The organism is Rhodococcus sp. APC 3903 (assembly GCF_030407755.1).
Lineage (GTDB): Bacteria > Actinomycetota > Actinomycetes > Mycobacteriales > Mycobacteriaceae > Rhodococcus_F > Rhodococcus_F erythropolis.
On sequence record NZ_JASDCV010000001.1, the window covers coordinates 414046 to 440193 of the forward strand.

The 26148-nt window shown below is 61.3% G+C and carries 25 protein-coding genes; 18 read left to right on the forward strand and 7 right to left on the reverse strand.

From position 1 onward, the window contains the following. Nucleotides 1-35 precede the first annotated feature (35 nt). From QMA15_RS02025 to QMA15_RS02055, 7 genes are all read left to right on the forward strand, one after another. Nucleotides 36-1415: an extracellular solute-binding protein gene (locus QMA15_RS02025; RefSeq protein ID WP_172933106.1), complete on the forward strand. Its 1380-nt coding sequence runs from the start codon at nt 36-38 to the stop codon at nt 1413-1415. A gap of 130 nt (nt 1416-1545) precedes the next feature. Then, on the forward strand, nt 1546-2418 hold the full coding sequence (locus QMA15_RS02030; protein ID WP_021345202.1) for a sugar ABC transporter permease: 873 nt from the start codon (nt 1546-1548) through the stop codon (nt 2416-2418). Nucleotides 2419-2422: 4 nt separating this feature from the next. Further along, nucleotides 2423-3289 carry a carbohydrate ABC transporter permease gene (locus tag QMA15_RS02035; RefSeq protein WP_290283611.1) on the forward strand — a complete coding sequence of 289 codons (867 nt, stop codon included), beginning with the start codon at nt 2423-2425 and terminating at the stop codon, nt 3287-3289. Further along, nucleotides 3289-4464: an ABC transporter ATP-binding protein gene (locus QMA15_RS02040; protein WP_290283612.1), complete on the forward strand. Its 1176-nt coding sequence runs from the start codon at nt 3289-3291 to the stop codon at nt 4462-4464. Before QMA15_RS02035 ends, QMA15_RS02040 begins: the two co-directional genes overlap by 1 nt. After that, nucleotides 4461-5609: an ABC transporter ATP-binding protein gene (locus tag QMA15_RS02045; RefSeq protein WP_021345199.1), complete on the forward strand. Its 1149-nt coding sequence runs from the start codon at nt 4461-4463 to the stop codon at nt 5607-5609. The genes QMA15_RS02040 and QMA15_RS02045 overlap by 4 nt, the downstream gene beginning before the upstream one ends. A 12-nt stretch (nt 5610-5621) precedes the next feature. After that, complete coding sequence (locus tag QMA15_RS02050) at nt 5622-7370, forward strand: dihydroxyacetone kinase family protein (RefSeq protein ID WP_021345198.1); 1749 nt, start codon at nt 5622-5624, stop codon at nt 7368-7370. Further along, nucleotides 7363-7842 carry a ribose-5-phosphate isomerase gene (locus QMA15_RS02055; RefSeq protein WP_290283613.1) on the forward strand — a complete coding sequence of 160 codons (480 nt, stop codon included), beginning with the start codon at nt 7363-7365 and terminating at the stop codon, nt 7840-7842. The genes QMA15_RS02050 and QMA15_RS02055 overlap by 8 nt, the downstream gene beginning before the upstream one ends. A 7-nt stretch (nt 7843-7849) precedes the next feature. Here QMA15_RS02055 and QMA15_RS02060 read toward each other — a convergent pair whose 3' ends face one another. Further along, entirely contained in the window at nt 7850-8566 is a 717-nt protein-coding gene (locus QMA15_RS02060; protein WP_020908678.1) for an HAD-IA family hydrolase, read from the reverse strand. A gap of 142 nt (nt 8567-8708) precedes the next feature. Here QMA15_RS02060 and cycA point away from each other — a divergent pair, with 142 nt between their 5' ends. The 7 genes from cycA (at nt 8709) to QMA15_RS02095 (ending at nt 16914) form a co-directional block, all read left to right on the forward strand. Continuing rightward, complete coding sequence (gene cycA / locus QMA15_RS02065; RefSeq protein ID WP_290283614.1) at nt 8709-10172, forward strand: D-serine/D-alanine/glycine transporter; 1464 nt, start codon at nt 8709-8711, stop codon at nt 10170-10172. A gap of 122 nt (nt 10173-10294) precedes the next feature. Continuing rightward, a complete protein-coding gene (locus QMA15_RS02070) occupies nt 10295-11065 on the forward strand; it encodes a M23 family metallopeptidase (RefSeq protein ID WP_003946431.1) in 771 nt (256 codons plus the stop codon). Between the two features lie 125 nt (nt 11066-11190). Then, entirely contained in the window at nt 11191-12696 is a 1506-nt protein-coding gene (locus QMA15_RS02075; RefSeq protein WP_290283615.1) for a glutamate-cysteine ligase family protein, read from the forward strand. Between the two features lie 141 nt (nt 12697-12837). Further along, nucleotides 12838-13731, forward strand: coding sequence for a universal stress protein (locus QMA15_RS02080; RefSeq protein WP_019744789.1), 894 nt, complete (start codon nt 12838-12840; stop codon nt 13729-13731). A 175-nt stretch (nt 13732-13906) separates the two neighbouring features. Next, nucleotides 13907-14947, forward strand: coding sequence for an LLM class F420-dependent oxidoreductase (locus tag QMA15_RS02085; protein ID WP_007727670.1), 1041 nt, complete (start codon nt 13907-13909; stop codon nt 14945-14947). Nucleotides 14948-15305: 358 nt separating this feature from the next. Further along, nucleotides 15306-16199, forward strand: a complete 894-nt coding sequence (locus QMA15_RS02090; protein ID WP_029255952.1) for a universal stress protein — start codon at nt 15306-15308, stop codon at nt 16197-16199. Between the two features lie 76 nt (nt 16200-16275). Further along, nucleotides 16276-16914 (forward strand): response regulator transcription factor, encoded by a 639-nt coding sequence (locus tag QMA15_RS02095; protein WP_019744786.1) that lies wholly within the window; start codon nt 16276-16278, stop codon nt 16912-16914. Between the two features lie 2 nt (nt 16915-16916). On the opposite strand, the gene QMA15_RS02100 is transcribed toward QMA15_RS02095, so the two are convergent. The 5 genes from QMA15_RS02100 to QMA15_RS02120 all read right to left on the reverse strand — a co-directional run bounded on the left by QMA15_RS02100 (nt 16917) and on the right by QMA15_RS02120 (nt 21063). Further along, a complete protein-coding gene (locus QMA15_RS02100) occupies nt 16917-18368 on the reverse strand; it encodes a GAF domain-containing protein (RefSeq protein ID WP_290283617.1) in 1452 nt (483 codons plus the stop codon). 268 nt (nt 18369-18636) lie between these two features. Then, entirely contained in the window at nt 18637-19332 is a 696-nt protein-coding gene (locus tag QMA15_RS02105) for a hypothetical protein (protein ID WP_290283618.1), read from the reverse strand. Nucleotides 19333-19351: 19 nt separating this feature from the next. Next, nucleotides 19352-19684 carry a cupin domain-containing protein gene (locus QMA15_RS02110; RefSeq protein ID WP_003946336.1) on the reverse strand — a complete coding sequence of 111 codons (333 nt, stop codon included), beginning with the start codon at nt 19682-19684 and terminating at the stop codon, nt 19352-19354. An 84-nt stretch (nt 19685-19768) separates the two neighbouring features. Then, nucleotides 19769-20260, reverse strand: coding sequence for a dihydrofolate reductase (locus QMA15_RS02115; RefSeq protein ID WP_290283619.1), 492 nt, complete (start codon nt 20258-20260; stop codon nt 19769-19771). Between the two features lie 2 nt (nt 20261-20262). Further along, the gene (locus tag QMA15_RS02120) at nt 20263-21063 is read right to left on the reverse strand and encodes a thymidylate synthase (RefSeq protein ID WP_003946427.1); all 801 of its coding nucleotides are present in this window, start codon (nt 21061-21063) and stop codon (nt 20263-20265) included. Nucleotides 21064-21149: 86 nt separating this feature from the next. Here QMA15_RS02120 and cobF point away from each other — a divergent pair, with 86 nt between their 5' ends. The 4 genes from cobF to QMA15_RS02140 all read left to right on the forward strand — a co-directional run bounded on the left by cobF (nt 21150) and on the right by QMA15_RS02140 (nt 25258). Further along, entirely contained in the window at nt 21150-21890 is a 741-nt protein-coding gene (gene cobF / locus QMA15_RS02125; RefSeq protein ID WP_060938206.1) for a precorrin-6A synthase (deacetylating), read from the forward strand. Nucleotides 21891-21965: 75 nt separating this feature from the next. Beyond that, nucleotides 21966-23132, forward strand: a complete 1167-nt coding sequence (locus QMA15_RS02130) for a GGDEF domain-containing protein (protein WP_256063349.1) — start codon at nt 21966-21968, stop codon at nt 23130-23132. Between the two features lie 43 nt (nt 23133-23175). Next, nucleotides 23176-24351, forward strand: coding sequence for a GGDEF domain-containing protein (locus QMA15_RS02135; RefSeq protein WP_290283620.1), 1176 nt, complete (start codon nt 23176-23178; stop codon nt 24349-24351). 40 nt (nt 24352-24391) lie between these two features. Next, a complete protein-coding gene (locus tag QMA15_RS02140; RefSeq protein WP_019744780.1) occupies nt 24392-25258 on the forward strand; it encodes a DNA-formamidopyrimidine glycosylase family protein in 867 nt (288 codons plus the stop codon). Here the strand turns inward: QMA15_RS02140 and QMA15_RS02145 are convergent. After that, complete coding sequence (locus QMA15_RS02145; protein ID WP_259121308.1) at nt 25251-26126, reverse strand: LysR family transcriptional regulator; 876 nt, start codon at nt 26124-26126, stop codon at nt 25251-25253. The genes QMA15_RS02140 and QMA15_RS02145 overlap by 8 nt on opposite strands. Nucleotides 26127-26148 lie beyond the last annotated feature (22 nt).

Below are 26148 nucleotides of genomic sequence, written 5' to 3' on the forward strand. Positions count from 1 at the left end.
CTTACAGCGGTGGCCCGCAGCTCTCTCGTCGAGAGATGCTGCGGGCGTTCGGTATCGCGGGAATGGCTGCTGCAAGTGTGCCCATACTTTCCGCCTGTGGTGTCGGCGGTGGTGAGAAGCCGACTAACGGCGCGTCCGAGGTGACCGGCGGATTCAATTGGCGGGCGCTGGAAGGCGCGAGCATCAACATCCTGCAGACTCCGCACCCGTATCAGCAGGCGTTGCAGCCACTCCTTGCTGATTTCACCGAGCTGACCGGAATCACGGTCAAGGCGGATCTGGTGCCGGAGGCGGACTACTTCACCAAACTCAACACCGAACTCGCAGGCGGAACCGGTAAGCACGACGTGTTCATGCTCGGTGCGTACTTCATCTGGCAGTACGGTCCACCGGCTTGGCTGGAGGACCTGAAACCGTGGCTCGAGAACACGTCCGCCACGAGCGACGAATACGACTTCGAAGATATCTACGAGGGGCTGCGAACTTCTACCCGTTGGGATTTCGAACTGGGATCCCCTCTCGGAACAGGGGGACAGTGGGCGTTACCGTTGGGCTTCGAGAACAATGTCGTCACTTACAACAAGAGGGTTTTCGACGACAAGGGAATTACACTCCCTGACACATTCGACGGATTGATCGAACTTGCAACGGATCTCACGGATCGAAGTGAGAACGTCTACGGAATCGCCACGCGAGGGTCGAAGTCCTGGGCGACGATTCACCCCGGATTCATGACGCAGTTCAGCCGCGAGGGTGCCAAGGACTACGAACTCCGCGATGGCGAACTGGTCGCCACCATGGATTCGGACAAGGCGGTGGCCTTCACGCAGAAGTGGATCGACATGATGCACGCTGCCGGACCGACTTCGTGGACAACGTACGACTATCCGCAGGCAACAGGCGATCTCGGTGACGGCAAGGCAATGATGGTGTACGACGCAGACAGTGCGACGTACCCGAAGAACAAGCCCGGAGCGAGTCGGGAAGCCGGGAACCTCGCTTGGTACCCGGGGCCGGCCGGGCCGGACGGCAGCTATGCGACCAACTTGTGGACGTGGTCGCTGGCGATGAATGCGCGTTCCGAGAAAAAGCATGCGGCCTGGCTTTTCCTGCAGTGGGCCACCAGCAAGGGAACACTCAACGACGCCGTCAAATCGGGTATCTTCGCGAACCCTGTACGCAAGTCCGTGTTCGACGAGACTTTCAAACAGGAAGTCGGCGATGGTATGCCGGGCTACCTCGAAACATTCGAGACGGTGATCGGCAGTTCCAAAATCCAGTTCACGCCTCAGAAGAAGTTCTTCGACACCACGGAGGACTGGGCCGTGGCGCTGCAGGACATCTACGGCGGCAAGGATGCGCAGTCGACGCTCTCCTCGCTCGCCAAGACCAACACATCCAAGGTAAACCTCTGATCCGCGGCGGATCACCGGAGCAAGGGAGTAAGGAATAGTGACTACCCAATCCACCCGTCCGCCGTCGGAGGCACCCTCCGCGAAACCGGCAGACGCATCGCCCCGCAACGTCGAACCTCCCGAAGTGCCGATGTGGCGACGCAAGTTGCGACCCTACATCCTCTCGATTCCGGCTGTGGTGATCGTTGTCGGAATTCTCTACCCGTTCGTGATCGGCGCGTACTACTCGTTCCTGAATTACGCAGCGGTGAATCCTGATCCACAGTTCGTGTGGTTCAAGAACTTCGCGAGTGTCCTGGGCGACTCGAGCTTCTGGACCAGCGTGCGCGTGACCGGAGTCTTCGCGATTGTTGCCACAGCGGTCGAAACCGTGATCGGCGTCGGCATCGCGTTGCTGCTCAACCGTTCGAGCTTGATCGGGAAGATCTTCGAGAAGGTGCTGATCCTTCCATTGATGATTGCACCTGTCATCGCCGGTGTGATCTGGAAACTGATGTTCAATCCGCAGTTCGGAATTTTGAATCACGTTCTTGGACTGGGTAACACATTCGACTGGTTGAGCAGTCAGAATGCACTGTGGTCGGTCATTCTGGTGGACCTGTGGATCTTCACTCCCTTCGTGGCGATTCTTGTTCTCGCCGGAATGCGTTCGCTGCCGAAGGAGCCGTTCGAAGCATCCGAGGTGGACGGTGCCAGTTGGTTCTACATGTTCCGCAGGCTCATGCTGCCTATGTTGTGGCCCTACATTCTGGTCGCCGTGATCTTCCGATTCATGGACAACCTCAAAGTGTTCGACGCGGTGTACGTCCTGACTGCGGGTGGACCAGGACTGTCCACCCGAACGCTCCAGATCGGTGCATTCGAGGATTCGATCATCAATCTCGACTATTCCCGCGGCAGCACCTACATGTTCTTGCTGTGGATCATCGTGTTCGTCACCGCGCGCTATCTGGTGAGCGTGTTGGGCAAGGCGCAGCGTCGTGCTGCCGGAGCGGAGTCGTAAAGTCATGGCCAGTGAATTGATGCCAGGCCAGAAGAGATTCACCGTCGGTGCCGTAGCCGCGGACATCGTGTTGGTCGTGTGGTTCGTCTTCTCGCTCTTTCCCATCCTGTGGATGTTTCTGCTGGCGCTGAAGACTCCGGCCGAGCAGACCACCACATACTTCAAGTTCAGTCCCACGTTCGAGAACTTCGGAACCGTGCTGAGTCAGAAGGGCACGGATCTGACGAGTGTCGACTTCAAGTCGGCCCTGCTGACCAGCTTGATCAATTGTGGTGGCGCTGTTCTTGTTTCGTTGGCTGTCGGAATTCCGGCGGCGTATGCTGCCGGGCGTTGGAAGTACAAGGGATCCAACGATTTGATGTTCAACATGCTTTCCTTCCGCTTTGCGCCGGAGCTGATGGTGATCGTCCCGCTGTTCGTCATCTACAACCAGATCGGGTTGTTCGACACCAAACTCGGGATGGTGTGGGTTCTTCAACTGGTGACGATGCCTCTGGTGGTCTGGATCCTGCGCTCGTACTTCGAAGACCTTCCCGAAGACCTCGAGCAAGCAGCATTGTTGGACGGATACACCCGTAAGCGCGCGTTCGTGATGGTGGCACTGCCACTTGTTCGTCCCGGAATCGCTGCGGCAGCTTTGCTTTCGTTCATCTTCGCGTGGAACAACTACGTATTCCCTCTCATCCTGGCCGACAGTAACGCAGGAACCGTCACCGTCGCGGTGACCAAGTTCCTCGGTGGCGGCGGACAGGCCTACTACAACCTGACAGCTGCGGCGGCGGTGATCGCTGCTCTACCACCGCTGATTCTGGCGTTGACGATTCAGCGATACCTTGTCCGCGGACTGTCGTTTGGGGCGGTGAAATCCTGATGGTCGCACTTACTGTCAAAGCATTGACGAAGCACTACGGAAAGACCGTGGGCATCGACGGTATCGACCTCGACGTGGCAGACGGTGAATTCCTGGTCATTCTGGGACCTTCCGGCGCAGGCAAGACCACGACGCTCAAGTCGATAGCCGGACTCGTCGAAGTCGACGACGGTACCGTCGACATCGGTGGAGTGGACATGACTCTCGTCGAGCCATACCACCGTAACGTCGCCATGGCCTTCGAGAGTTACGCCCTCTACCCGCAGAAGACGGTGTCGGAGAATCTGGCGTCACCACTCAAATCCGGTCGAACCGGAAAATACTCGGAGGACGAGCAGAAGCGCCGTATCGACGCGGTCACGAAAACGCTGGGAATCAACCACTTGCTCGAGCGGTTCCCGCGAGAGTTGTCCAATGGACAACGGCAGCGTGTCGCACTCGGTCGTGTGCTGGTGCGGCCGGCTGACGTGTACCTCCTCGACGAGCCGCTCTCACACCTCGACGCCAAACTACGTGCTGCGATGCGTGCAGAATTGCGTCAGCTCGGCCAGATGTCCAATACCACAACGGTGTACGTGACGCACGACTATCAGGAAGCGCTCGCGCTGGGTGATCGAATCGCAATCCTGAGGGAAGGGCGGCTGGTCCAGATCGACACCCCGGCCAACATCTGGCATGCGCCCGCTGACACGTTCGTGGCACGCTCGCTCGGTCAACCCGAGATCAACGTGTTCGACGCAGCGGTCGACGGCGCGGTGCTCCGGGTTCTGGGCACCGAGCTGGAGGTCGCGATTCCGGCCGACATTTCGATTTCGTCGTCGGTCGGCGCTCGAATCGGTATCCGACCGTGTGACATCGAGATTCGCGCAGATTACTCGGGAAACTCCGCCGCGGTGGCCGTACGCGGCCGGATTCAACTGGTAGAGCGGCTTGGCCGCAATGTCGAACTCTCGATAGATCTCGGCGGCGGGGTCACGATGATCGGTCTGTCGTCGGGTGGTTCGCTCGCGGTCGAAGGTGCCGAGATCGTTGTGGAAGTGGCTCGCCAGAACATTCACCTGTTCGAGGGCGCACCAGAAGGAACAGACAGTCGACGACTCGGCAGCGCGATCGTCGGCGCCGGTAGGACCGGCGAAAGTGTAACGACCTACGCAGCACAGGAGGATGGGCGATGACCACTACCGCCGATAGTCGTAGCGGCGCGAAGGTCGCGCAATCACTGACCTTGGACAACCTGGAGAAGACCTACTCTTCGCGTGGGCGGGCAACATTCCACGCGGTCAAAGGAATCGACCTGCACATCGAACCCGGTGAATTGGTTGCGCTACTGGGTCCTTCGGGATGCGGCAAGACGACAACCCTTCGGATGATCGCCGGACTGGAGACCGTCTCGAGCGGGGAGATCTTGATCGGTGACCGGAAGATCAGTCAGCTGGCACCCGGGAAACGAGGCGTCGGGGTTGGATTCGAGAGCTACGCTTTGTATCCGCCGCTCTCGGTGCGCGACAACCTCTCGTACGGATTGAAAGCCCGAAAAGTAGCGGGCGCAGACGAACTGGTGTCCACCATTGCCCGTCGTCTGGAGATGGAGGACCTACTCGACTTGCGTCCGGCAGGATTGTCGAGCGGACAGAAGCAGCGGGTTGCACTCGCTCGGGCGCTTGTGCGCAACCCGCCGGTGCTGCTCCTCGACGAACCGCTCTCGCACCTCGACGCGTCGGCACGGCAACGGGTTCGGCGTGAACTGAAGATGCTGCAACGCGAATTCGGCTACACCACAATCGTGGTCACTCACGACCAGGTCGAAGCGCTGAGCTTGGCCGACCGGCTTGCGGTGATGGACGGTGGCATCATCCAGCAGTACGGCACTCCTGACGAGGTGTTCGACGATCCAGCTAACATCTTCGTGGCGGAGTTCGTGGGCGAACCGCAGATCAACATGTTCGACGGAATTGTGCGCCTCGAGAACGGATCTGCGGTTGTTGCCATAGGCTCGGCTGGTACCTTACCGGTCTCGACACGCAATGTCGTTGAGGGGCAGTCGGTTCGGGTCGGAGTTCGCCCCCAAGACATGACTATGGTGTCGGGGCCTGCCGGGCATCGGCAGATCACGGTGCACGTGAAGCATTTCGAGCACCTGATGGAGTTCGGTTTGGTGCAGGTGAATGCAGCGGGAACCGAGTCGACGGGCTCGGGATCAACGCTGATGGTTCAGACACCGGCCCACGAGAGGTTTGCGGCAGGCGACGAGTGCGCGGCGACTGCTCTTCCTGAACGTGTCTATCTATTCGACCCCGAAACCGGAAATCGACTGCGTTAGAGGTATTTTGTCATGACTCGGCTATTCAACGACCCCGCGACATTTACGGAAGACATGCTCGAGGGTTTCCTCGACGCCAACTCCGACTATGTTGTCGGTGTGCCAGGCGGTGTTGTACGTGCCCAGGAGACTCGACCGGGCAAGGTTGCGGTCGTCGTAGGTGGCGGTTCCGGCCACTATCCCGCGTTCTGTGGTGTTGTCGGGCCGGGGTTCGCCGACGGCGCAGTAGTGGGAAATATCTTCACGTCTCCCTCCGCAGCGGAGGCGACCTCCGTCGCTCGCGCTGTAGACAGCGGTGCCGGCGTGCTTCTGACGACCGGAAATTACGCGGGTGACGTGATGAACTTCTCGCTCGCAGTGCAAGCTTTGGCGCACGAGGGAATCGACGCTCGGTACCTACCGGTCACCGACGATATTGCCAGTGCATCCGCGGAGGACATCACGAAGCGGCGCGGAATCGCCGGTGATTTCACGGTGTTCAAGATCGCATCGGCGGCTGCGGAAGCAGGATACGACCTCGACGAGGTACAGCGAGTAGGACGCGCGGCAAACGACAACACGCGAACACTCGGTGTTGCTTTCGACGGATGTACCATGCCGGGCGCAGATCACCCACTGTTCGCCGTGGAAACCGGAATGATGGATCTGGGGCTGGGCATTCACGGAGAACCGGGTGTGTCCACGCACGAGATGCCAAGTGCCGCAGAACTGGCGAAGCTATTGGTCGACGGTGTGCTTGCCGAACGGCCGGACGGCTCCGGGACCCGCGTCGCAGTGATCCTCAACGGACTCGGGCGTACCAAGTACGAGGAATTGTTCGTGGTCTGGGCTACCGCGGCGAAGCTGTTGCGGGAGGCCGGATACACGGTTGTCTCGCCGGAGGTCGGAGAGTTGGTGACCAGCCTCGACATGGCCGGTTGTTCACTGACGCTCATGTGGCTGGACGAGGAACTCGAATCGTTCTGGACCGCAGCCGCGGACACTCCGGCATTTCGGCGCGGAACATTCGGTGTGGCAACACGATCGGGGGAGCGTCGTACTACCACTTCCGTGCAAGAGACGTCCGGTGTGAGCGCTGCGGGCGACGACCGGGGACGGCTGTGCGGAGAAACTGTGGCTACGGTGATCGATGCTCTCGCTCGGGTGATGGCGGTCAACGAAGAAGAACTGGGTCGCATCGATGCGGTGGCAGGTGATGGAGACCACGGGCGCGGGATGGTTCGCGGAACCGAATACGCGACGCTGGCAGCGCAGGCCGCAGCCGCGCAGGGTGCCGGTCCACAAGGAGTTTTGACTGCAGCGGGTGAAGCCTGGGCAGCAAAGGCGGGCGGGACGTCCGGCGTGCTGTGGGGTGCCGCGCTTACGGCGATGGGGACCAGGTTGGGTGACAAGGGACAGCCAGGCGCCCATGACCTGGCTGACGGTGTACGGGCGGGCTATGACGCGATAGTGGCGCTCGGTGGAGCAAAACTAGGCGACAAAACGATGCTCGATGCTCTGTGGCCGTTCGTGGAAACCTTGAGTGCCGCAGTCGGAAACGGGGTCCTCACGGCGCAAGCGTGGGACGAAGCCGCCGACGTTGCCCAGACCGCAGCCGACGCCACGGCGCAATTGCGCCCGCTGGTGGGTCGGGCACGACCGCTGGCAGAACGGAGCGTCGGGACCCCGGACGCCGGCGCGATATCCATGGCGATGTGTGTCCGTACCGTCGCTGATTTCTTGAACACGAACTCTGAACGCAAGGAGCACGATCATGGCTGAGCGACTTCGTATCGTCGTCGGTTGCGACGATGCCGGCTTGGAGTACAAGCAGGCACTCAAGACCGACCTCGAAGCCGACGACCGCGTGGAGGTCGTGACCGATGTCGGCGTCGGGAACGACGAGCACACTGCGTATCCGCACGTTGCTGTTACTGCCGCGAGGTTGGTGGCCGACGGCAAAGCCGACCGGGCGCTCCTCGTGTGTGGAACAGGATTGGGCGTCGCTATCAGCGCCAACAAGGTCCCGGGGATCCGGGCGGTGACTGCCCACGACAGTTTCTCGGTGGAGAGATCAGTGCTCAGCAACGACGCACAGGTCTTGTGTTTCGGGCAGCGAGTGGTCGGCCTCGAACTCGCCAGACGGCTGGCGAAGGAGTGGTTGGGCTACCACTTCGACGCTCAGAGCGCCTCTGCCGAGAAGGTTGCTGCCATCGGCGAATACGAGACAGTCGGTAAGTCGGGCGACTGCTGAGCGCTCCCTACAGAAGCCCGAACTTCCGCACTGCGTCGAGTAGCGCGTGCGGACGTTCGGTCGTCGGCAGGGGATCGACGAGTGCGAACTGGCAACCGACGTCTCGGGCCGCGCCGTCGGCGACGTCGCTGTCACCGATCATCAGGGTCTGCGCCGCATCCACATCCAGCTGTGCCAGGGCGTATTCGAAGATCGCGGGTTCCGGTTTGACTGCACCCACCTCGAACGACAGGACGAACTCGTCGACCCAGACGTCCCAGCCGCGGTCGACGAACGCCGGACGGATGTCGAAGGCGATGTTGCTCAAGACGGCAGTGCGTACGCCCTTCTCCGACAATGACTTCAGGACCTCACCGGTATCCGGGTACGGCGACCACTGGTCCGGATCGACCAGCAGCGCGTAGAAAGCTTCGGCTCGAACGGGATCGGGCACCCCGGACTTACTCAACACGTCGAGGTAAGCCTGGCGATGCAACTTCGGATCCCGGTCGCGGTTCTCCCACGCGTAGATCCCGGCTTCGTCCATCTCGACGGTTCTGCCCACCGGCGCGGTCATCCGACGCATCAACTCGGCTTGAGCGTGCACGTCGAGCGGATCGCCTTGGTGATCGACGAGGTGCTCGGTCCAATCGTCGCTCTCCTCCAAACGGAAGAGGGTTCCGGAGAAATCGAACAGCGTCGCGGCGATATGTCCGTCTTGATGGGCCGTGCTGTCAGTGTTCACCTCGACAGGTTATCGGCGTCCGCTTTCCGATGCTTGATGTGAGCCAGTGCACGCGTACTTTGAGAGAGCACATTTTCCGAGGTTCCCCCGACGGGCACGATTTCGATGCCCCGGATGAACCGTATGACGAGGGGGATCCTCCGTGTCCGACCACGCGAATACACCAGACCTGACGAAGCCGTCCGGCGAAGACCCCCACCTTTCACGTCAGCTGTCCAACCGGCATATCCAGCTGATCGCGATTGGTGGTGCCATCGGCACCGGACTGTTCATGGGATCGGGCAAGACGATCTCGCTTGCCGGGCCCTCCGTGATCTTCGTGTACATGATCATCGGCTTCATGCTCTTCTTCGTCATGCGGGCGATGGGGGAGTTGCTGCTCTCGAACATGGCGTACAAGTCGTTCTCCGACTTCGCCGCGGATCTGCTGGGCCCCTGGGCGGGGTTCTTCACCGGATGGACCTACTGGTTCTGCTGGATCGTCACCGGCATCGCGGACGTCATCGCGATTTCCGGATACTTCAAATACTGGTGGCCAGGTCTCGCGGCATGGATACCTGCTTTGCTGACGATCGCGGCGCTGCTGCTCCTCAATCTCCCGACCGTTCGCGCCTTCGGTGAAACAGAGTTCTGGTTCGCACTGATCAAGATCGTCGCCATCGTCAGCCTGATCATCGTCGGCCTCGTCATGGTCGTCTCCGGGTTCACGGCGCCGAACGGTGCCACCTCGGGTATCGACAACCTCTGGAACGACGGCGGCATGTTCCCGACCGGATTCATGGGCTTCGTGGCCGGCTTCCAGATCGCCGTGTTCGCCTTCGTGGGCATCGAACTGGTCGGCACCACCGCCGCCGAGGCGAAGGACCCGGAGAAGAACCTGCCGAAGGCCATCAACTCCATCCCCATTCGTGTCCTGCTGTTCTACGTCGTTGCACTGACCGTGATCATCGCGGTGACTCCGTGGCGCGAAATCAGCGCTGACAAGAGTCCGTTCGTCGCCATGTTCACACTCGCCGGCCTCGGCATCGCTGCATCTGTCATCAACTTCGTCGTGCTGACCTCCGCTGCGTCTTCGGCCAACTCGGGTATCTACTCCACCTCGCGCATGGTGTTCGGCCTTGCACAGGAGGGCGACGCACCGCGGGCACTCGGCAAGCTGAACTCGCGCAAGGTCCCCGCGAACGCCCTGATGTTCTCCTGCATCTTCTTGCTGGCGTCGTTGATCCTGCTGTTCTCGGGCGATTCCGTGATCGAGGCCTTCACCGTCGTCACGACCATCTCGGCGCTGCTGTTCATGTTCGTGTGGACGATCATCCTGGCGAGTTACATGGTGTACCGGAAGCGTCGTCCGCACCTGCACGAGGCGTCGAAGTTCAAGATGCCCGGCGGCATCGTGATGTGCTGGGTCGTGCTCGCGTTCTTCGTCTTCATCCTCTGGGCGTTGACAACCAAGGACGACACCCTGCAGGCACTTGTCGTCACACCGATCTGGTTCGTGGTTCTGGGTATCGCGTGGGCGATCATTCGTCGCCGACCCGCTCACCGGGCACGATACGACGCGTTCAAGTCAGAACTGGACGCCAGCCGACAGAACGGCGAGAAATAGTTTTGGTCAAGATCGGGTAACGGTGGCGGCCGCCTTGATCAAACTGTTACATTCTTCGGCAGACAGAGGAGCGGGCTTCATCAGAAGGACGCTGCACGCCGACGACTGACGGAGTACACACTGTGGGAAACCACCACCGCACGGGCAATGACGATGTTGTCTTCGAGATCGATCCCGAGGCAGCAAGCGGCCGCCACCGCACCCCGTCGGCTGGCCCTGGTGCCGGTGTCAAGGCGGGTGTCGTAGCTGCGGCTACCGGTGCACTCCTCGTCGGTGCAGGCCAGATGGGTGCAGGAACCGCTGCTGCGGCGCCGGCAACACAGACCATCGCCGGCATCGAAATCCCGCAGGGTCTGCTCCCCGAGGGCGTTGTCGTTCCGGCTGAATTGGCGGCACTTCCCGCTCTCGACATTCCCGAGCTTCCCGATTTTGCTGCCGATCTCAACACGCAGGCACAGCAGTTCCTCGCGGGGATCAACCCCGGCACCTCTGCTCGCACCGTGCAGCCGGTGTCCGGAACGCTGACCTCCACCTTCGGTTCGCGCTGGGGAGCACACCACGGCGGTCTCGACATCGCGGCTCCGATCGGTACGCCGATTCTGGCTGCAGCAGACGGCCAGGTCATCGACGCCGGCCCGGCGTCAGGTTTCGGCCTCTGGGTTCGCGTCCAGCACGACGACGGCACGGTCACCACGTACGGCCACGTCAACGACTACCAGGTCAACGTCGGCCAGCGCGTCAATGCTGGCCAGCAGATCGCCACAGTGGGTAACCGTGGCCAGTCCACCGGCCCGCACCTGCACTTCGAAGTTGCCGAGAACGGCGCAAAGGTCGATCCCGCAGCGTGGCTGCAGGCTCGCGGCGTGGCTGTCACCTGGGTAGACAACTCGTAAGAGAAACTTTCGGAGAACTGCGGTGGCGTCGGGAAATTCTTCCTGGTGCCACCGCAGTTCTCGTTTGTCGGTGACACCGGCCGGATAGCCTTCAGTGACGTTGATCGTCGAAGGGGGAATGCGCGATGGGTGCAGAAGTCACGGCGCGAGAATTCACGCGGGCGGACCGTAGGCTCTTTCGCAAGAAAGTGCGGTCATGCGTCGACGCCATGAAGCAGATGCTCGACGGTGGTGACTTCCGAGACGCCGTCGACAAGCCGGCGCCGCTGCTGGGCATGGAGATCGAATTCAACCTGGTGAACGGGGACATGGCTCCTGCGATGTCCAACCGTGAAGTGCTCGAATCCATCGACGACGCTGCGGTTTTCCAAACCGAGCTCGGACAGTTCAACGTCGAGATGAACGTCGAACCCGGCCCACTCACCGGTGATGCAACTTTCGAATTGGAAAAGAAACTGCGCGCCTCCCTCGACGTCGCAGACGCGCGAATCCATGCGCACGACGCCGAGATGGTGATGATCGGGATGCTGCCGACCCTGCAACTCGAGCATCTCGATCGAGAGTGGATCACCGCGAACCCGCGCTACGAATTGCTCAACGAGCAAATTTTCACCGCTCGAGGCGAGGACATCGAACTCGACGTCGAAGGTGTCGCGCTACCTGGCAGCGACGTGGAAATTCTTCGGGCCGATACCAATTCGGTAGTCCCGGAGGCGGCATGTACGTCCATGCAGTTGCATCTCCGCGTTGCGCCGGAAGAGTTTGCCGCGCATTGGAATGCCGCGCAGTGTCTGGCCGGCGTACAGGTGGCGTTGGCGGCCAATTCTCCTTTCCTGGCAGGCAAGGCACTCTGGCACGAATCGCGCATCCCGATCTTCGAGCAGGCCACGGACACAAGAACTTTCGAGCTGAAGAACCAAGGTGTGCGGCCGCGGGTGTGGTTCGGTGAGCGGTGGATTCACTCAGTGCTCGACTTGTTCGAAGAGAACTCGCGGTACTTCCCGGCCCTGCTGCCTGACGTGTCGGACATCGATCCACTGGAAGTGCTCGCGGCGGGCGGAGTTCCGGAGTTGAGCGAGCTTCAGATGCACAACGGTACGGTCTATCGCTGGAATCGTCCGGTGTACGACTGCTCGGATGGCAAGCCGCACTTGCGTATCGAGAATCGAGTGCTGCCGGCCGGACCGACTGTCGTCGACATCATGGCCAATGCGGCCTTCTATTACGGCACAGTTCGGGCGCTGGTGAACGCGGAGCGGCCACTGTGGTCGCAGATGTCGTTCCATGCGGCAGAAGAGAACCTGCACATCGGCGCCAAGTACGGACTCGACGCAACTTTGTACTGGCCGGAGATCGGTTGGGTCGGTGCCGACGAGTTGGTCCTGCGAAGGCTGCTGCCATTGGCGGACGAGGGTTTGGCGGATTTCGGATTGTCCGCCGCGGCCCGCGATCGGTATCTCGGCGTCATCGAGGGGCGGTGCCTGAATCGGCAAACCGGTGCCGCCTGGCAACGAGAGCACGTGGCGCGCGCGGAGGCCTCGGGCGCGGACCGCTCGACTGCGCTCACCGGAATGCTCCGCGGTTACGTCGAGAACATGCGGGCGGGAGATCCCGTTCACACCTGGTCCTGATTGCTCTGCTAATTCTCCTATCCGTCAACAGTTTCGGGGACCTAAGTCCCCGAAATGAAGAGGGGGCGACCCCAAAAAAGCCGGACAAGTGGGATGGTTAGAGTGAAAGTGGCTCGGTTACTTCTTCAGGAAGGTGGGCACATGAGTTCACGCGAACATAACAGTGTTGTTGTCGGAGTCGAGGGTTCGGACACTGCGTCCACTGCGCTCCGCGAGGCCGCGAAAATCGCCGCCCAGCGCGAATTGCGACTCGACATCATCCACGCTCTCGACTTCGCGCCTTACGGTTTCGGCGGACCGTACGTCGACGCGGGTGGGGTGTACGAATGGGTCGAAGAGGCGGGAAAAGCGATCTTGGCAGAGGCGGAACAATTCGCCCATGAGATCGATCCGAAACTCGAAGTTCACACCGAAATCGCCATCGGCAGCGCAACTCAGTGGTTGATCGAGAGTTCGGCGCAGGCCAGGCGGGTCGTTGTCGGAGCGTCGGCTTCAGGCAAGGCGGCGACGGCAGTTCTCGGCAATACAGCGGTCGGTGTTGCCAGTCACGGCAAGTGCCCGGTCATCGTCGTGCGGGACCGCGACGGCGCAGTGCCTTCGGAGGGACCCGTCGTGGTCGGCGTCGACGGCAGTGCGCTCAGCGCACAAGCAGTGGGCGCGGCATTCGAGGAAGCAGCGTTCCGCGGCGCCGAGTTGGTGGCGCTGCACGTGTGGAGTGACCTCGGCAGCGCGGCATTCGAAGACCCGAGGGCAGCTGCGCTTGCCCCGCAGTCTCTCGAAGAGGAAGAGCACGCAGTACTCAGCGAGAGCTTGGCCGGTTGGTCCGAGCAGTACCCGGACGTGAAGGTCCGGCGCGAGGTATACCTCGACAACCCACGAGGACGGCTGCTGGACTGGTCGGCAAAAGCGCAGCTTGTTGTAGTCGGCAGCCGTGGCCGTGGTGGATTCCGTGGCATGCTCCTCGGCTCGACCAGCAATACTCTGATCGCTTCGGCCAAGTGCCCCGTCATGGTGGTTCGCCCCGAAGAATCCTGACCTCTCCAGGTTCTCCCGCTACCCCGTTCGTTTCGGTCATCGAATACGAACGGGGTAGTCACATGAATGCGGACTCATGTTCCGTAGTGTTCGATGTGAGTTAAGTGTTCGATGGGAGTACCAAGGCTGTGTGCGCGTCGCACACAGCGGCAATCGTCTGGATTGGGGTTACAACGTGCGTATCGGTATGGGTTTGAACTACAGCGGCGGGTTCGCCGAAACCGTCGAAGAGGTCGGTGACCTGGAGAAGGCGGGCCTGGACATCGCCTTCGTTCCGGAAGCGTATTCCTTCGACGCGGTCAGCCAGCTCGGTTACCTGGCGGCCAAGACGTCCACCATCGAACTCGCTTCGGGGATCTTCCAGATCTACACCCGTACGCCCTCGTTGACCGCCATGACGGCAGCGGGCCTGGACTTCGTCTCCAACGGTCGCTTCGTTATGGGCCTGGGTGCTTCCGGACCGCAGGTGATCGAGGGATTCCACGGCGTCAAGTACGACGCTCCGTTGGGACGCACGCGTGAGGTCGTCGAGATCTGCCGTCAGGTGTGGCGCCGCGAGAAGGTCGAATACCAGGGCAAGTACTACCAGGTTCCGCTCCCTGCCGAGAAGGGCACCGGACTGGGCAAGCCGCTCAAGCTGATCAATCATCCTGTGCGTGAGCGCATCCCGATCCTGATCGCTTCGCTCGGACCCAAGAACGTCGAACTGACGGCTGAGATCGCCGAAGGCTGGGAACCCATCTTCTTCCATCCGGAAAAGGCAGCAAGCGTATGGGGCGAGCCGATTGCGAAGGGCAAGGCCAAGCGCGATCCGAGCCTCGGCGAGCTTCAGGTGTACGCGTCGCCGGCCCTGGCCATCGGTGACGACGTCGACCACATGCTCGACTGGGTACGCCCGAGCCTTGCGCTCTACATCGGCGGTATGGGCGCCAAGGGCAAGAACTTCTACAACGACCTCGCGGTGCGATACGGCTACGAAGAGGCCGCCGAGAAGATTCAGGATCTCTACCTCGCGGGCAAGAAGGACGAGGCCGCAGCAGCGGTCCCGGACGAGCTGGTTCGCGCCGTGTCGTTGATCGGTCCCGAGAGCTACGTCAAGGAACGCGTCGCAGCCTTCGCCGAAGCCGGCGTCACGACGCTCAACGTCACGCCGTTGGCGGCCGATCGCAACGGCCGAGTCCAGCTGATCGAGAAGTTCCGCAAGATTTGTGACTGACCCTGCCGTGCGCCTTTATTAACCGCCGGCGGTTAATAAAGGCGCACAGCAGAGCGGGTGATTCGGGATCTCTTGCGCACGAAACCCGATTTTCGGCGCTTTCATATGGGACTTTTTTCACTTCTGACCGGTCGGGTTCTTCGCCTAACGTGGATCGAGTAGCCAGGGTTTGCGTGCGAATCCGGCACCGGTGGCCTCGTTGACGCCCGAAAGGGATGTTGGCGGGGCCGTTGCCGCAGTCCACCCGAACTCGGAATGTCCGATTCGGGACTCGCGTCGGCTGATGAATCCTTTTTGCCGTCATTGGGCAATAGTGTGAGGGCGAAGAGATTCTCTGGTCGATCGTGGAGGGACGAACATGAGTGCAACCAAACCCGTAGTCGTAGCAGTGGACGGCTCGGAATCGGCGTCGTCGGCTGTCGTCTGGGCCGCTCGAACGGCGGTGGCGCTCGGTCGTCCGCTGCACATCGCGACGGTGGTGCACATCCCCGCTTTCTACTACTCCGAGCCGTACCTCGCCGAGAGCTTCAAGGACGAACTTCGCCGCACTGCCACCGCTCGTCTGGACAGCGCGCAGATCCTCGCGCGGCAAAGCATCGACGACGACCTCCAGATCGTCACCGAACTACTCGACGGCAGCGTCTCCGATCGCCTGATCGAATTGTCCAAGGGCGCGTACATCATTGCGCTCGGGCCCCGCGGGCATGGTGAATTCACCGGATTGGTCGTCGGTTCCGCGACGGTGTCGGTCGTCTCGCACGGCGAATCTCCGGTGGCGGTAGTCCGGGGCCGGACGCTTGATGGTCGACCGCCGACCGAAGGTCCTGTCGTCGTCGGCGTCGATGGATCCGAAAGCAGCATCGAGGCAGTCGAGCATGCTTTCGAACAGGCATCCGCTCGGGGTGCAACATTGATCGCCGTCAACGTGTGGAGCGATGTGAGCGTGCAGCCCTCCCTCGGCGCCACCCCCGACGATCCACTGTGGAGCAGCATCCAGACAGGTGAGGAAGTTGTTCTTGCCGAGCAATTGGCTGGTTTCACCGAGCGTTACCCAGACGTCGTCGTCGAGAGAGTCGTCGCGCGTGACCGTCCGGTCCGAGTGCTGAGCGAATACGCGGAGACGGCGCAATTGATCGTCGTCGGCAGCCGTGGGCGCGGCGGATTCGCGGGAATGCTCCTCGGATCGACCAGTCGGGCACTGCTCCATACTGCGGATTGCCCGGTTCTCATCGTCCGGCACGTCAACAAGTGAAGAGAATGCATTCAATGACTTTTGAGTCCACCATCTCCGGTACCGTTCGACGTGAGATGTCTTTTGGAGGGGTTCGATGACAACGCGGATATTCCTGGTCGACGATCACGAGATCGTCAGACGCGGATTGTTCGACCTACTCGGCGGGGTCGAAGACTTCGTGGTGGTGGGTGAGGCCGCATCCGTGGGAGAAGCATTGGCTGCGGTACCGCAGAGCAATGCCGACGTCGCGGTTCTGGACGTACGGCTGCCGGACGGCAACGGCGTCGAACTGTGCCGCGAACTGCGCTCGATGCTGCCCAACCTGCGCTGCCTGATGCTCACGTCGTACGCGGACGACGAGGCACTACTCGACGCGATCATGGCGGGCGCTTCGGGATTTGTCCTCAAACAGATTCTCGGAACCGATCTGGTCGCTGCGGTCCGCACAGTCGGGCGCGGCGGTTCACTGCTCGACAGTCGGGCGACGGAGGCGCTGATGCAGCGGATCCGTAGCGACCGCACCGCTGATCCGTTGGCCGAACTTTCCGATCAGGAGCGAGCAGTCTTCGACCTCATCGGAGAGGGACTCACCAACCGGGAGATCGGCGCGCGATTGTTCCTCGCGGAGAAGACAGTCAAGAACTACGTGACGCGTCTGCTCTCGAAGCTGGGCATGCAGCGTCGTACTCAGGCTGCGGTGCTGGCCACCGAAATCCGCAGCGGCAGTCGGTAGGTCTACCGACCGGACTTCGGTCGATTCGAGTTGGTGCGCCCGAGCGGTACTCGCCAGAGCAGGCGTGCACCGCTCGGATCGTGGTTGACGATCGTGCACGTACCGCCGCAATGTTCGGCACGGCGCTCGAGATTGTGAAGTCCACTCTTGTGGAAGTCGGAGGGGAGTCCGACGCCGTCGTCTTCGATCGTGATCGCAAATTCGACGTCCGCGGTGACTGCGATGGTGATGTGGTGTGCGTGTGCATGCCGAAGGACGTTGCTCAGCCCCTCACGCAGCACAGCTTCGGCGTGCTGGTGGATCCCGGGATTCACCAGAGTGTCGATGGCGCCGGAGAATTGGACGCTGGGGGTCACGGCGGACTGTGCGGTGGCGTCGCCGATGACATCGAGGAGGCGTCGGCGCAGGCTCGACGAATCGGTGGCTGTGGGAGTCTGCAGATCGAAGATGGTTGTCCGAATCTCGCGGACTGTCTTGTCGAGCTGTTCGAGGGATCGTTTGACAATCGCGCGCGCCGACTCCGGGAGGGTCTCGTCCGGAAGCGTGCTCTGCAGGCTCATTCCGCTCGCGAACAGTCGCTGGATGACGTTGTCGTGCAGGTCTCGTGCGATGCGGTCGCGGTCCGCGAGAACCGATAACAGGCGTTGCGCCTTTTGTTTCTCGTCGAACTCGATTGCAACGGAGCCGAGTTCGGCCATCGACTCGATCCGGGTCAGTTCGTCGTGATCCCAGTGCGTGTTGGTCGAGTTCGACGCCACGATGACCGCGCCGACTACACCCGAGGCGACGCACATCGGTGCCACGACCGCACTTCCGGCCGACGGCACCAGTTCGGTGAGTGCACCTAAAGTGGTGAGTACCTGTAGCTTTCGAGTGCTCCGCACCACGTCGAACGGATAGGTCGTCGCTGGAATTCTGACTCCACGTGACGTGGTTCTGGCGCTGGCTGCAGCGTGAACCTGTGCGTATCCGTTCTCGCAGATCACCACGATCACGTCGTCGACGCCGGTCAGGTCCCGAACGCGACTGGCAAGAAGTTGCAGGCCGTCCTCGAGCGAGTCACCGGCCAGCAATCGCGAGCGAATGGCAGATGTTGCGGTGAGCCATCTTTCACGAGTTCGTGACTGCTCGAACAGTCGAGCATTTTCCACAGCGATGCCGGCTGCGATGGCGAGGGCCTCGAGAATGACCTCGTCTTCTTGGGTGAACTCGGCTTTTCCGCGCTTCTCAGTCAGGTAGATGCTTCCGAACACCTTTCCTCGCATCATGATCGGCGCCCCGAGGAAACTCTCCATCGGCGGATGATTTGCGGGGAATCCCACCGATTCGGGATGGTCGCCGAGATGCGCCACACGCAAAGTCTGCGGGTGATTCATCAGAACACCCAGAACGCCATGACCTTCGGGGAAATGTCCCATGGTCGCGCGTTGGGACCCGGAGATTCCCTCGTACACGAATTCCGAGAGTCCGCCCCCCCGGCGCCGCAACCCCCAGGGCGCCGTAGCGGCAATCCAGAACCGTTGTCGCAGAGGTGATGATCCGTTGGAGAGTCAGGTCGAGATCCAGACCTGAACCGACCACCAGGACCGCCTCGAGCAGACGGTGGAGTGTCGGTATGTCTGCATTGGAATCGCCCAGGCGGTCGAGCAACTCGCCGAACGTGCGTGCCGGACTGTGACCCGATGCTTCGACCATGGTCGAAGCATATCGCCTCGCGGAACGTCAGCCCTCCTGACGGCGACCTTCCCACCACGACGACCAGTGATGCTTGATTTCGTCGAACTCGTCATCGCTCAGGTCGTAGGTGGTCAGCAGGATGGACATGCCTCCGTCTGGCCGCTGCGGAGTCACCGACTGGGTCGCGACAGAGAGTAGACCAGGGCCGAGATCTTCGACTGTCAACCCGAATTGGTGATCGGTGACGTAGTCGACGACGCCTTCGAAATAGTCGCCGGGAGCGATTGTCGCCGCGTACCGACTTCCCGCTTCCAAACCGATTTCGGTGAGCCCGAGGACGGTTGCCGCATTCTCGCCAGGGAGCAGCAGGCCGTCGAGATAGATGGTTCTTCGCTCAGCGAGTCCGTGGCGCTCCACTGCGAATCTGAGCAACTGGAGGAACGTCGTCCATCCCTCGGTGATGTCGTCGTACCAGTCGTCGTCGGCAGATTTGGCCGGCCGATCGATGCGGACGACCGTCTTGCCGTCTTGTTCGAGAAGTGAGAAGCGGTCACCGTTTCCGAGTTTCAGCGCCAGTGCTTCGGGATCGGCCTCAGCGGTGGAGTAGATCTGGGTGATTTCGTCGTCGAGACCGTCGTACTCCCAGCCGAACCAACGACGAATCAGCGACGGGTCGCGCAGGGCGGGCCACAAAACGGACGGGGCTGCGACGATGGACACTTCGATCACGGTTTCGCTCACCCGGAAGACGGTACCGACTTCAACCCTTCATAGCGACGGTGAGCAGAAATGCAACGTCTTCGAGCGCTTCGACGCTGTGGCGGTCGGCCGGCACGGTGAGGAAATCACCGGTGGATCCTTTCCACTGGTCGCTCCCACACACAAGATTCAGCTTCCCGCTCAGGACCAACAGTGTGGCTTCGCCCGGACTGTCGTGTTCGGCGAGGCTCTTGCCGGCGCTCAGGGCGATCACCGTCTGTCGCAGGCTGCGCTGGTGGCCGCCGTAGACGGTTTGTGAACTGCGACCGCTGGTCGCCGAGCCCGCCAGTTTCAACTGTTGGCGAGCGAGAGCGGTCAGTGACTTCTTGTCCATCGAAGACCTCTCGGAAGCGGTGAATGTCGTTCTTGGAGTATGACCGACTCACTCGCGAGGTGCCTCGTTATCGGCGGAAGTCGGTCAGCGCGTGTATTCCAGCCAGCGGAAGCGCAGCCCGCTCTTCTCCGAGGTCTGCCAGGGCTCGTCGGACTTCAGGTTCCATTCGGGGCCGATCTCGGGAGCAAAGGCATCACCGGCGATGTCGAGGTCGACCTCGGTCACCAGGAGATGCGTCGCGAATGGCAGTGCAGCCGAATAAATTTGCCCGCCTCCGACGACGAATACGGCACCGTCCGGCAGCGCCAGGGCGTCGTCCAGCTTGTGGACTACCTCGGCGCCTTCGGCTTGCCATTGCGGATCGCGCGTGACGACGATGTTCCGACGCCCGCTGAACGGCCGGAACTTCAGTGGAATGGAGTCCCAGGTGCGCCGTCCCATGATCACCGGATGTCCCATGGTGACGCGTTTGAAGTAAGCCATGTCCTCGGACACGCGCCACGGGATCGTGTTGTCGACGCCGATGACGCCGTCGTGGGCCTGCGCCCAGATGAGGGTGACTGTGCGATCGGTCATCGTCAGACCGCTACCGGCGCTTTGATCGCGGGGTGGTGCTGATAATCGACGATCTCGACGTCCTCGAAGGTGTAGTCGAAAATGGAGTCGCGTTTGTTCAGCTTCAGGGTCGGCAACGGAAGGGGCTCGCGACCGAGCTGCTCGGTGACCTGGTCGACGTGGTTGTCGTAGATGTGGCAGTCACCGCCGGTCCAGACGAACTCGCCGACGTCGAGTCCGGCCTGCTGGGCCATCATGTGGGTGAGCAGCGCGTAGCTGGCGATGTTGAACGGAACGCCGAGGAACATGTCGGCGCTGCGCTGGTACAGCTGGCAGGAGAGCTTGCCGTCGGCGACGTAGAACTGGAAGAACGCGTGGCATGGAGCCAGCGCCATCTGCGGAATGTCGGCGACGTTCCACGCCGAGACGATGATTCGCCGCGAATCGGGGTTGGAGCGCAGGGTCTCGACGGTCTGCGTGATCTGGTCGATGTGCTCGCCCGAAGGGGTGGGCCAGCTACGCCACTGGACGCCGTAGACGGGGCCGAGTTCGCCGTTCTCGTCGGCCCACTCGTCCCAGATGGAGACGCCGTGCTCGTGCAGCCACGCCACATTGGAGTCGCCGCGCAGGAACCACAGGAGCTCGTTGACGATCGACTTGAGGTGGACCTTCTTGGTGGTGACGAGCGGAAAGCCGTCGGCAAGATCGAAACGCATCTGGTGACCGAAGATGCTGCGGGTGCCGGTTCCGGTTCGATCGGATTTGGCGGTACCCGTCTCCATGACGAGCCGGAGGAGGTCTTCGTACGCAGTGGAGACAGTCACGGGAATCAGTCTAGGGCCTGCCTTGCCGTGCGCCTTTATTAACCTCCCGCGGTTAATAAAGGCGCACGGCAATATAGCCTCGGCACATGCGCGAACTCTTGGTGATCGGTATCGGTGCGGGTGATCCCGACCAGGTGACGGTTCAGGCGATCAAGGCTATGAACAGGGCCGATACGTTCTTCATCATCGGAAAGGGTGACGAGAAGCAGGCTCTGGTCGACTTGCGAACCGGCATCCTCGACGAGCACGTTCACCTCGACTACAAGGTGGTCGAGATCACGGACCCGCCGCGGGACCGAACCCCGACCGATTACGAGGGGGTTGTCGAGGACTGGCACGAGCGTCGGGCCGCGAAATTCGAAGCGGAATTCGCGGCCGAACCTGGCGTCGGAGCGATTCTCGTCTGGGGTGATCCCTCCCTCTACGACAGCACTCTGCGGATCGTCGAGCGCGTGCTCGCTCGCGGGAAAGTGACGTTCGACTACTCCGTCATCCCGGGAATCACCAGCGTGCAGTCGTTGGCTGCACAGCACCGAATCGTCCTCAACCGAATCGGCGAACCCATCCACATCACGACCGGCCGCAAACTGGCCGAGGGATTGCCCGACGGCGTGGACAACGCCGTCGTCATGCTCGACGCGCATTGCACCTTCACTCAGGTGGCCGAAGCCCATGCCGAAATCTGGTGGGGGGCATACCTCGGAACCGCGGACGAGGAGTTGATTTCCGGCAACCTGCGCGACGTCGAAGATCGGATCGTCGCGCGCCGGGCGGAGCTGCGCGAGAAGCACGGTTGGATCATGGACACGTACCTCGTTCGGCGCTGACACCGACCGCGGATTCGCGGCCTCGATCCTGCGCTCTTGATCCCGAACGACGGTCTGCGCACCTATGATCTGCGCATGACATCGTTCGGGCAGGACCGACTGCAGTCGATTCTGCCCGCTCCGCGTGGCCGTGAAAAATCAGCTGTGAAGTCGGCTTTCGACCTTCTCGTTCAGTGGTATCGGCGTCCTGATCAATTCGACAGTTTCAATCGATACCTCGCCACGAAGGGCCTGGAGCTAGCCGTCCGATTGCTGGTCATCGGTTCCCTGACGACGGTCATCGTTGCGATGACTCTGCTGCGCTTCAGCGACGCGGGCGTGCACAACCACGTCACCAGCGTCGTCAACGCCGTCATCATCGGAGTCACGGTCGCGGTGATCGTGCTCTTCTGCCTTCTGCCCGAAATCACGCGTCGGTGGTCGTACTTTTTTGTCGCCTACTGCGAGGTCGGCGTATTTGTCGGTGTGTTCTTGAACAGCGACCCCTTCATCGGGTTGATCCAGTGCGTGCTCTTGATACTGATCGGTGGTTACATCGCGTATTTTCACAACGCGAGACTCCAGGCGATTCACATCGCCCTGTCCATCGTGGTTCTGGCAGTGGTCGGCCGAAAGGTCGCGGTCTACGCGGATCCTGCGTTGGCCACCGCACTGTGTCTGATCATCGCCACCGGGATCGTGGTCATCCCGTTCGCCTGCCAGTTCGTCCTCTCACTTCTCGGCTCCGACGCGGACAGTTCGGATGTGGATCCGTTGACCGGCCTTCTGAATCGGCGCGGGCTGCAGCGAGCTGTTGTCGAAATGGGGGCAACGGGGCATGCGTCGAGCAAGTCGTCGTATGTCGTCGCGATCGTCGATGTCGATTCGTTCAAGAGCGTCAACGACTCGCGGGGGCACGAAGAAGGCGATCTCGTACTTCGTCAGATTGCTGATCGACTGCGGTGGTGCGGCGGTGAGAAGGCGCTCTTCGCCAGATTCGGTGGGGACGAGTTCGTCTTGGTGGACACGATCGACGTCGGTGCAGCGCCCGCATTCGAGGACAATCTGCGAAGGCACCTGCGAATCGACGATCGTGATCCGGCGGTGACGACCAGCGTCGGAGTCGCGATCACCTCTGCCGAATGGTCTTCGATCATTTCCGACGAGGAGTTGACGGAACTGTTTCGAGTAGCAGACGCCTCGATGTACCGCGCGAAGGCCGCCGGCGGCGATCGGGTTGTGATGTGGGATGGCAAAGAGTGAGAATTGTCTGATTGCGGGGAGTTGACTGGATTACCCTGACCTTATGGAATCTACCGAGAGTGTGGAGCGTTCGGACGCCGTCGCGTCTCAACGGCCGCTCTCGGGTCCCGCTTTCCGGCTGATCTCTTCTCAACTTGTCGATTGGTATCGGCGTCCGGACCAATTCGACACCTTCAATCGCTATCTCGCGGACAAAGGGTTGACCGTCGCCTCGCGGTTTCTTGTCGTCTGCTCGTTGGTGCTGGTCACCGTGATCATGTTCTTGACTCGCTTCAGTCCACAGGGACCGACCACTCCGCACGCGCGCACCGCGAACGCAGTCATCATCGTCATAACCGTGATGATGGCTGTCGCCCTCTCGACGAGGCGCAACCTCTCCCGTTCCTGGTCATACGCCTTTGTGCTCTATTCGGAAGTGGGAATAGCGGCCGCAATGCTGTTGTATTCCAATCCACTTGCGGCACTGGCACATGCCGTGATGTTCTCGGTGATCGGCGGATACATCGCGTTCTTCCACAATGCTCGAATACAGAGCCTGCACATGTTGTGGGTATTCGTCGTAGTCATCGGCATTGTGACGCGCATTTCCGTTGTCGAGAACTATTCGGATGTTCCGGTTCTGGTCGCTTTGACAGTTCTCGTCGGCGCGGCGATCTACGTGATCCCCTTTGCCTGTCAGTTCATCTTCTCCATTCTCGGCACCGATGCGTTGAATTCGCAGTTGGACCCACTGACCGGACTTCTCAACCGGAGGGGACTGGCCGACGAGGTGCGACTGTTACTGGAGCGGTCGTACGCGAATTCGGCGCTTGTCGTTGTCGCCGCTGTCGACATCGATCGATTCAAGACCATCAACGACGAGTACGGGCACACAGTCGGGGACGCTGTGATCGAGAAGGTCGGATCGAGACTGGTCGAATGCGCCGGCCCGGCGGCCTTGATCGCACGGATCGGCGGTGACGAGTTCATCATCGTCGATTCGGGCGATCAACGCTCGGTCGATCGACTCGAACAAGAACTTCAGCGATCAACGGTCACTGCTCCCGGCCATTCCGAGGTGGCCCTGAGCGTCGGAATCGCGAAGGTCGCAGGTCCTTTCGAATCGCCGGACGATGCACTCATCGCCTATCCCACTTTGCTGCGACGTGCAGATCGCGCGATGTACGCAGCGAAGGCGCGCGGTGGACACTCGGTGGTTCTGCTGACCGAAACGGACTGAGCACACGGTGAGTGTCCGTGGTCGGCGTTAGTCTGATGCCATGCCTGAACTACCCGAGGTGGAAGCGCTGGCAGGGTTCCTTCGTCAGCACGCGGTCGGCGCAGTAGTGGGACGCGTCGATATCGCTGCATTGAGTGTGCTCAAGACCTTCGATCCGCCGATCACGGCTTTGCAAGGGCGTGACGTCACGGGCGCCGCCCGCTTCGGGAAACATCTGGCTCTGGATTGCGACGGGTTGTGGTTGGTCACGCATCTCTCCCGCGCCGGTTGGATGCGGTGGCTCGATAATCCGTCGCCAACGCCGCCGAAGCCGGGGAAGGGGCCGTTGGCGCTGCGCGTTCATTTCTTCACACCTGAAGGGTTGACGCCAGCATTCGATCTCACCGAAGCCGGCACCAAGAAACGTCTCGCCGTGTGGGTGGTGAACGATCCGCAGGAGGTTCCGGGCATCGCCCGGTTGGGGCCGGACGCGATGGCTGTGACAGAAGCTGAGTTCGCAGAGATTCTGGGCGGGACGTCGGCGCGGATCAAGAACTCGATAGTCGATCAGTCGCTGATCGCCGGCATCGGGAACGCCTACTCGGACGAGATCCTCCATACCGCGAAACTATCGCCCTTCGCGACCTCGTCGAGGCTGACGCCGGAGCAGATTTCGACGCTGTATGCCGTGATGCGGTCCACGCTGGCCGACGCGATCGAGCGTTCGGAAGGTCAAGACGCGGCGCGGCTCAAAGGTGAGAAACGCTCGGGGATGCGAGTACATGCTCGCACCGGACTTCCCTGTCCGGTGTGCGGTGACGTCGTACGCGAGGTGTCGTTCGCGGAGCGTTCTTTTCAATACTGTGCGACGTGCCAGACAGGCGGTAAGCCGTTGGCGGACAGGCGAATGTCGAAACTGCTCAAGTAGCGAACTGCGCCGCGAGTAGTTCGACGAATTCGCGGGCCAGCGCCGACGAATGGGTGGGTTCGGTAATTGCGTGGACGATCCGATGCGGGGCATCGGTGATCGGAATACAGACCAGTTCGGGATGTAGGGCGCTCATGGACTGGGGGAGCAAACCGACACCCAGGCCGTTGGCGGTCAGTGAACAGATCAGGTCCACCGAGTTGGCTTCGAGCGTTTTTCCGCGTGGGACCTGTGATTCGGCGAAGGCTTGGTCGGTTTGGACACGGGCCTCGCTGCCGGAGGCGAAGTCCACGAGAGTGTGATCCCGTAGGTCTTCGAGTCTGATCGACGAGGCCTGGGCAAAGGGATGGTCGGGAGCAACAAACGCTGCGGTGGGTTCACTCCACAACGGTGCGGCGGCAAAGCTCTTGGGTAAGCGGCCTGCGGCCAATCCGACGATGCCGACGTCGATTGCGCCGGACCGGACTCCTTCGATAACTACTTCACTGCCGTACGGTCGCGCGGTGATGTTGATTGCAGGGTGGCGGTGTGTGAGATCTGCCAGCGCACGGCCGACGTCGACGCGCCCCGCCGAGGTGATGGTGCCGACCGTCAGCCGCACTTGCTCGTTGCTCCGTGCCGAGACATCACTGACCAGTCTCGACACGGCGCCGAGCACCTCACGGGAGCGGGCGACGAAAACCTCCCCGGCAGCAGTCAGGCCGACGTTTCGACTGTTGCGGTTGAACAATTCGACTCCCAGTTCCTTTTCGAGGTCTCTGATCTGGGCACTCAACGCGGACTGTGAAACGTGCAACCGCGCGGCAGCACGGCTGAAGTGTCTGTCTTCCGCGACTGCCAGGGCGTAGCGGATGTGACGTAGTTCCATTGCACCAATCTATCGCTTCTGG

Excerpts from the sequence above, each read along its gene's own strand:
- QMA15_RS02090 (WP_029255952.1), top strand. The coding sequence starts at position 15,306 with ATGAGTGCAACCAAACCCGTAGTCGTAGCAGTGGACGGCTCGGAATCG.
- cobF (WP_060938206.1), top strand. The coding sequence starts at position 21,150 with ATGCGCGAACTCTTGGTGATCGGTATCGGTGCGGGTGATCCCGACCAG.
- QMA15_RS02040 (WP_290283612.1), top strand. The coding sequence starts at position 3,289 with ATGGTCGCACTTACTGTCAAAGCATTGACGAAGCACTACGGAAAGACC.
- QMA15_RS02035 (WP_290283611.1), top strand. The coding sequence starts at position 2,423 with ATGGCCAGTGAATTGATGCCAGGCCAGAAGAGATTCACCGTCGGTGCC.
- QMA15_RS02135 (WP_290283620.1), top strand. The coding sequence starts at position 23,176 with ATGGAATCTACCGAGAGTGTGGAGCGTTCGGACGCCGTCGCGTCTCAA.
- QMA15_RS02030 (WP_021345202.1), top strand. The coding sequence starts at position 1,546 with ATGTGGCGACGCAAGTTGCGACCCTACATCCTCTCGATTCCGGCTGTG.
- QMA15_RS02095 (WP_019744786.1), top strand. The coding sequence starts at position 16,276 with ATGACAACGCGGATATTCCTGGTCGACGATCACGAGATCGTCAGACGC.
- QMA15_RS02145 (WP_259121308.1), bottom strand. The coding sequence starts at position 26,126 with ATGGAACTACGTCACATCCGCTACGCCCTGGCAGTCGCGGAAGACAGA.
- QMA15_RS02075 (WP_290283615.1), top strand. The coding sequence starts at position 11,191 with ATGGGTGCAGAAGTCACGGCGCGAGAATTCACGCGGGCGGACCGTAGG.
- QMA15_RS02080 (WP_019744789.1), top strand. The coding sequence starts at position 12,838 with ATGAGTTCACGCGAACATAACAGTGTTGTTGTCGGAGTCGAGGGTTCG.
- QMA15_RS02110 (WP_003946336.1), bottom strand. The coding sequence starts at position 19,684 with ATGGACAAGAAGTCACTGACCGCTCTCGCTCGCCAACAGTTGAAACTG.
- QMA15_RS02050 (WP_021345198.1), top strand. The coding sequence starts at position 5,622 with ATGACTCGGCTATTCAACGACCCCGCGACATTTACGGAAGACATGCTC.
- QMA15_RS02055 (WP_290283613.1), top strand. The coding sequence starts at position 7,363 with ATGGCTGAGCGACTTCGTATCGTCGTCGGTTGCGACGATGCCGGCTTG.
- QMA15_RS02115 (WP_290283619.1), bottom strand. The coding sequence starts at position 20,260 with ATGACCGATCGCACAGTCACCCTCATCTGGGCGCAGGCCCACGACGGC.
- QMA15_RS02140 (WP_019744780.1), top strand. The coding sequence starts at position 24,392 with ATGCCTGAACTACCCGAGGTGGAAGCGCTGGCAGGGTTCCTTCGTCAG.
- QMA15_RS02025 (WP_172933106.1), top strand. The coding sequence starts at position 36 with ATGCTGCGGGCGTTCGGTATCGCGGGAATGGCTGCTGCAAGTGTGCCC.
- QMA15_RS02045 (WP_021345199.1), top strand. The coding sequence starts at position 4,461 with ATGACCACTACCGCCGATAGTCGTAGCGGCGCGAAGGTCGCGCAATCA.
- QMA15_RS02130 (WP_256063349.1), top strand. The coding sequence starts at position 21,966 with ATGACATCGTTCGGGCAGGACCGACTGCAGTCGATTCTGCCCGCTCCG.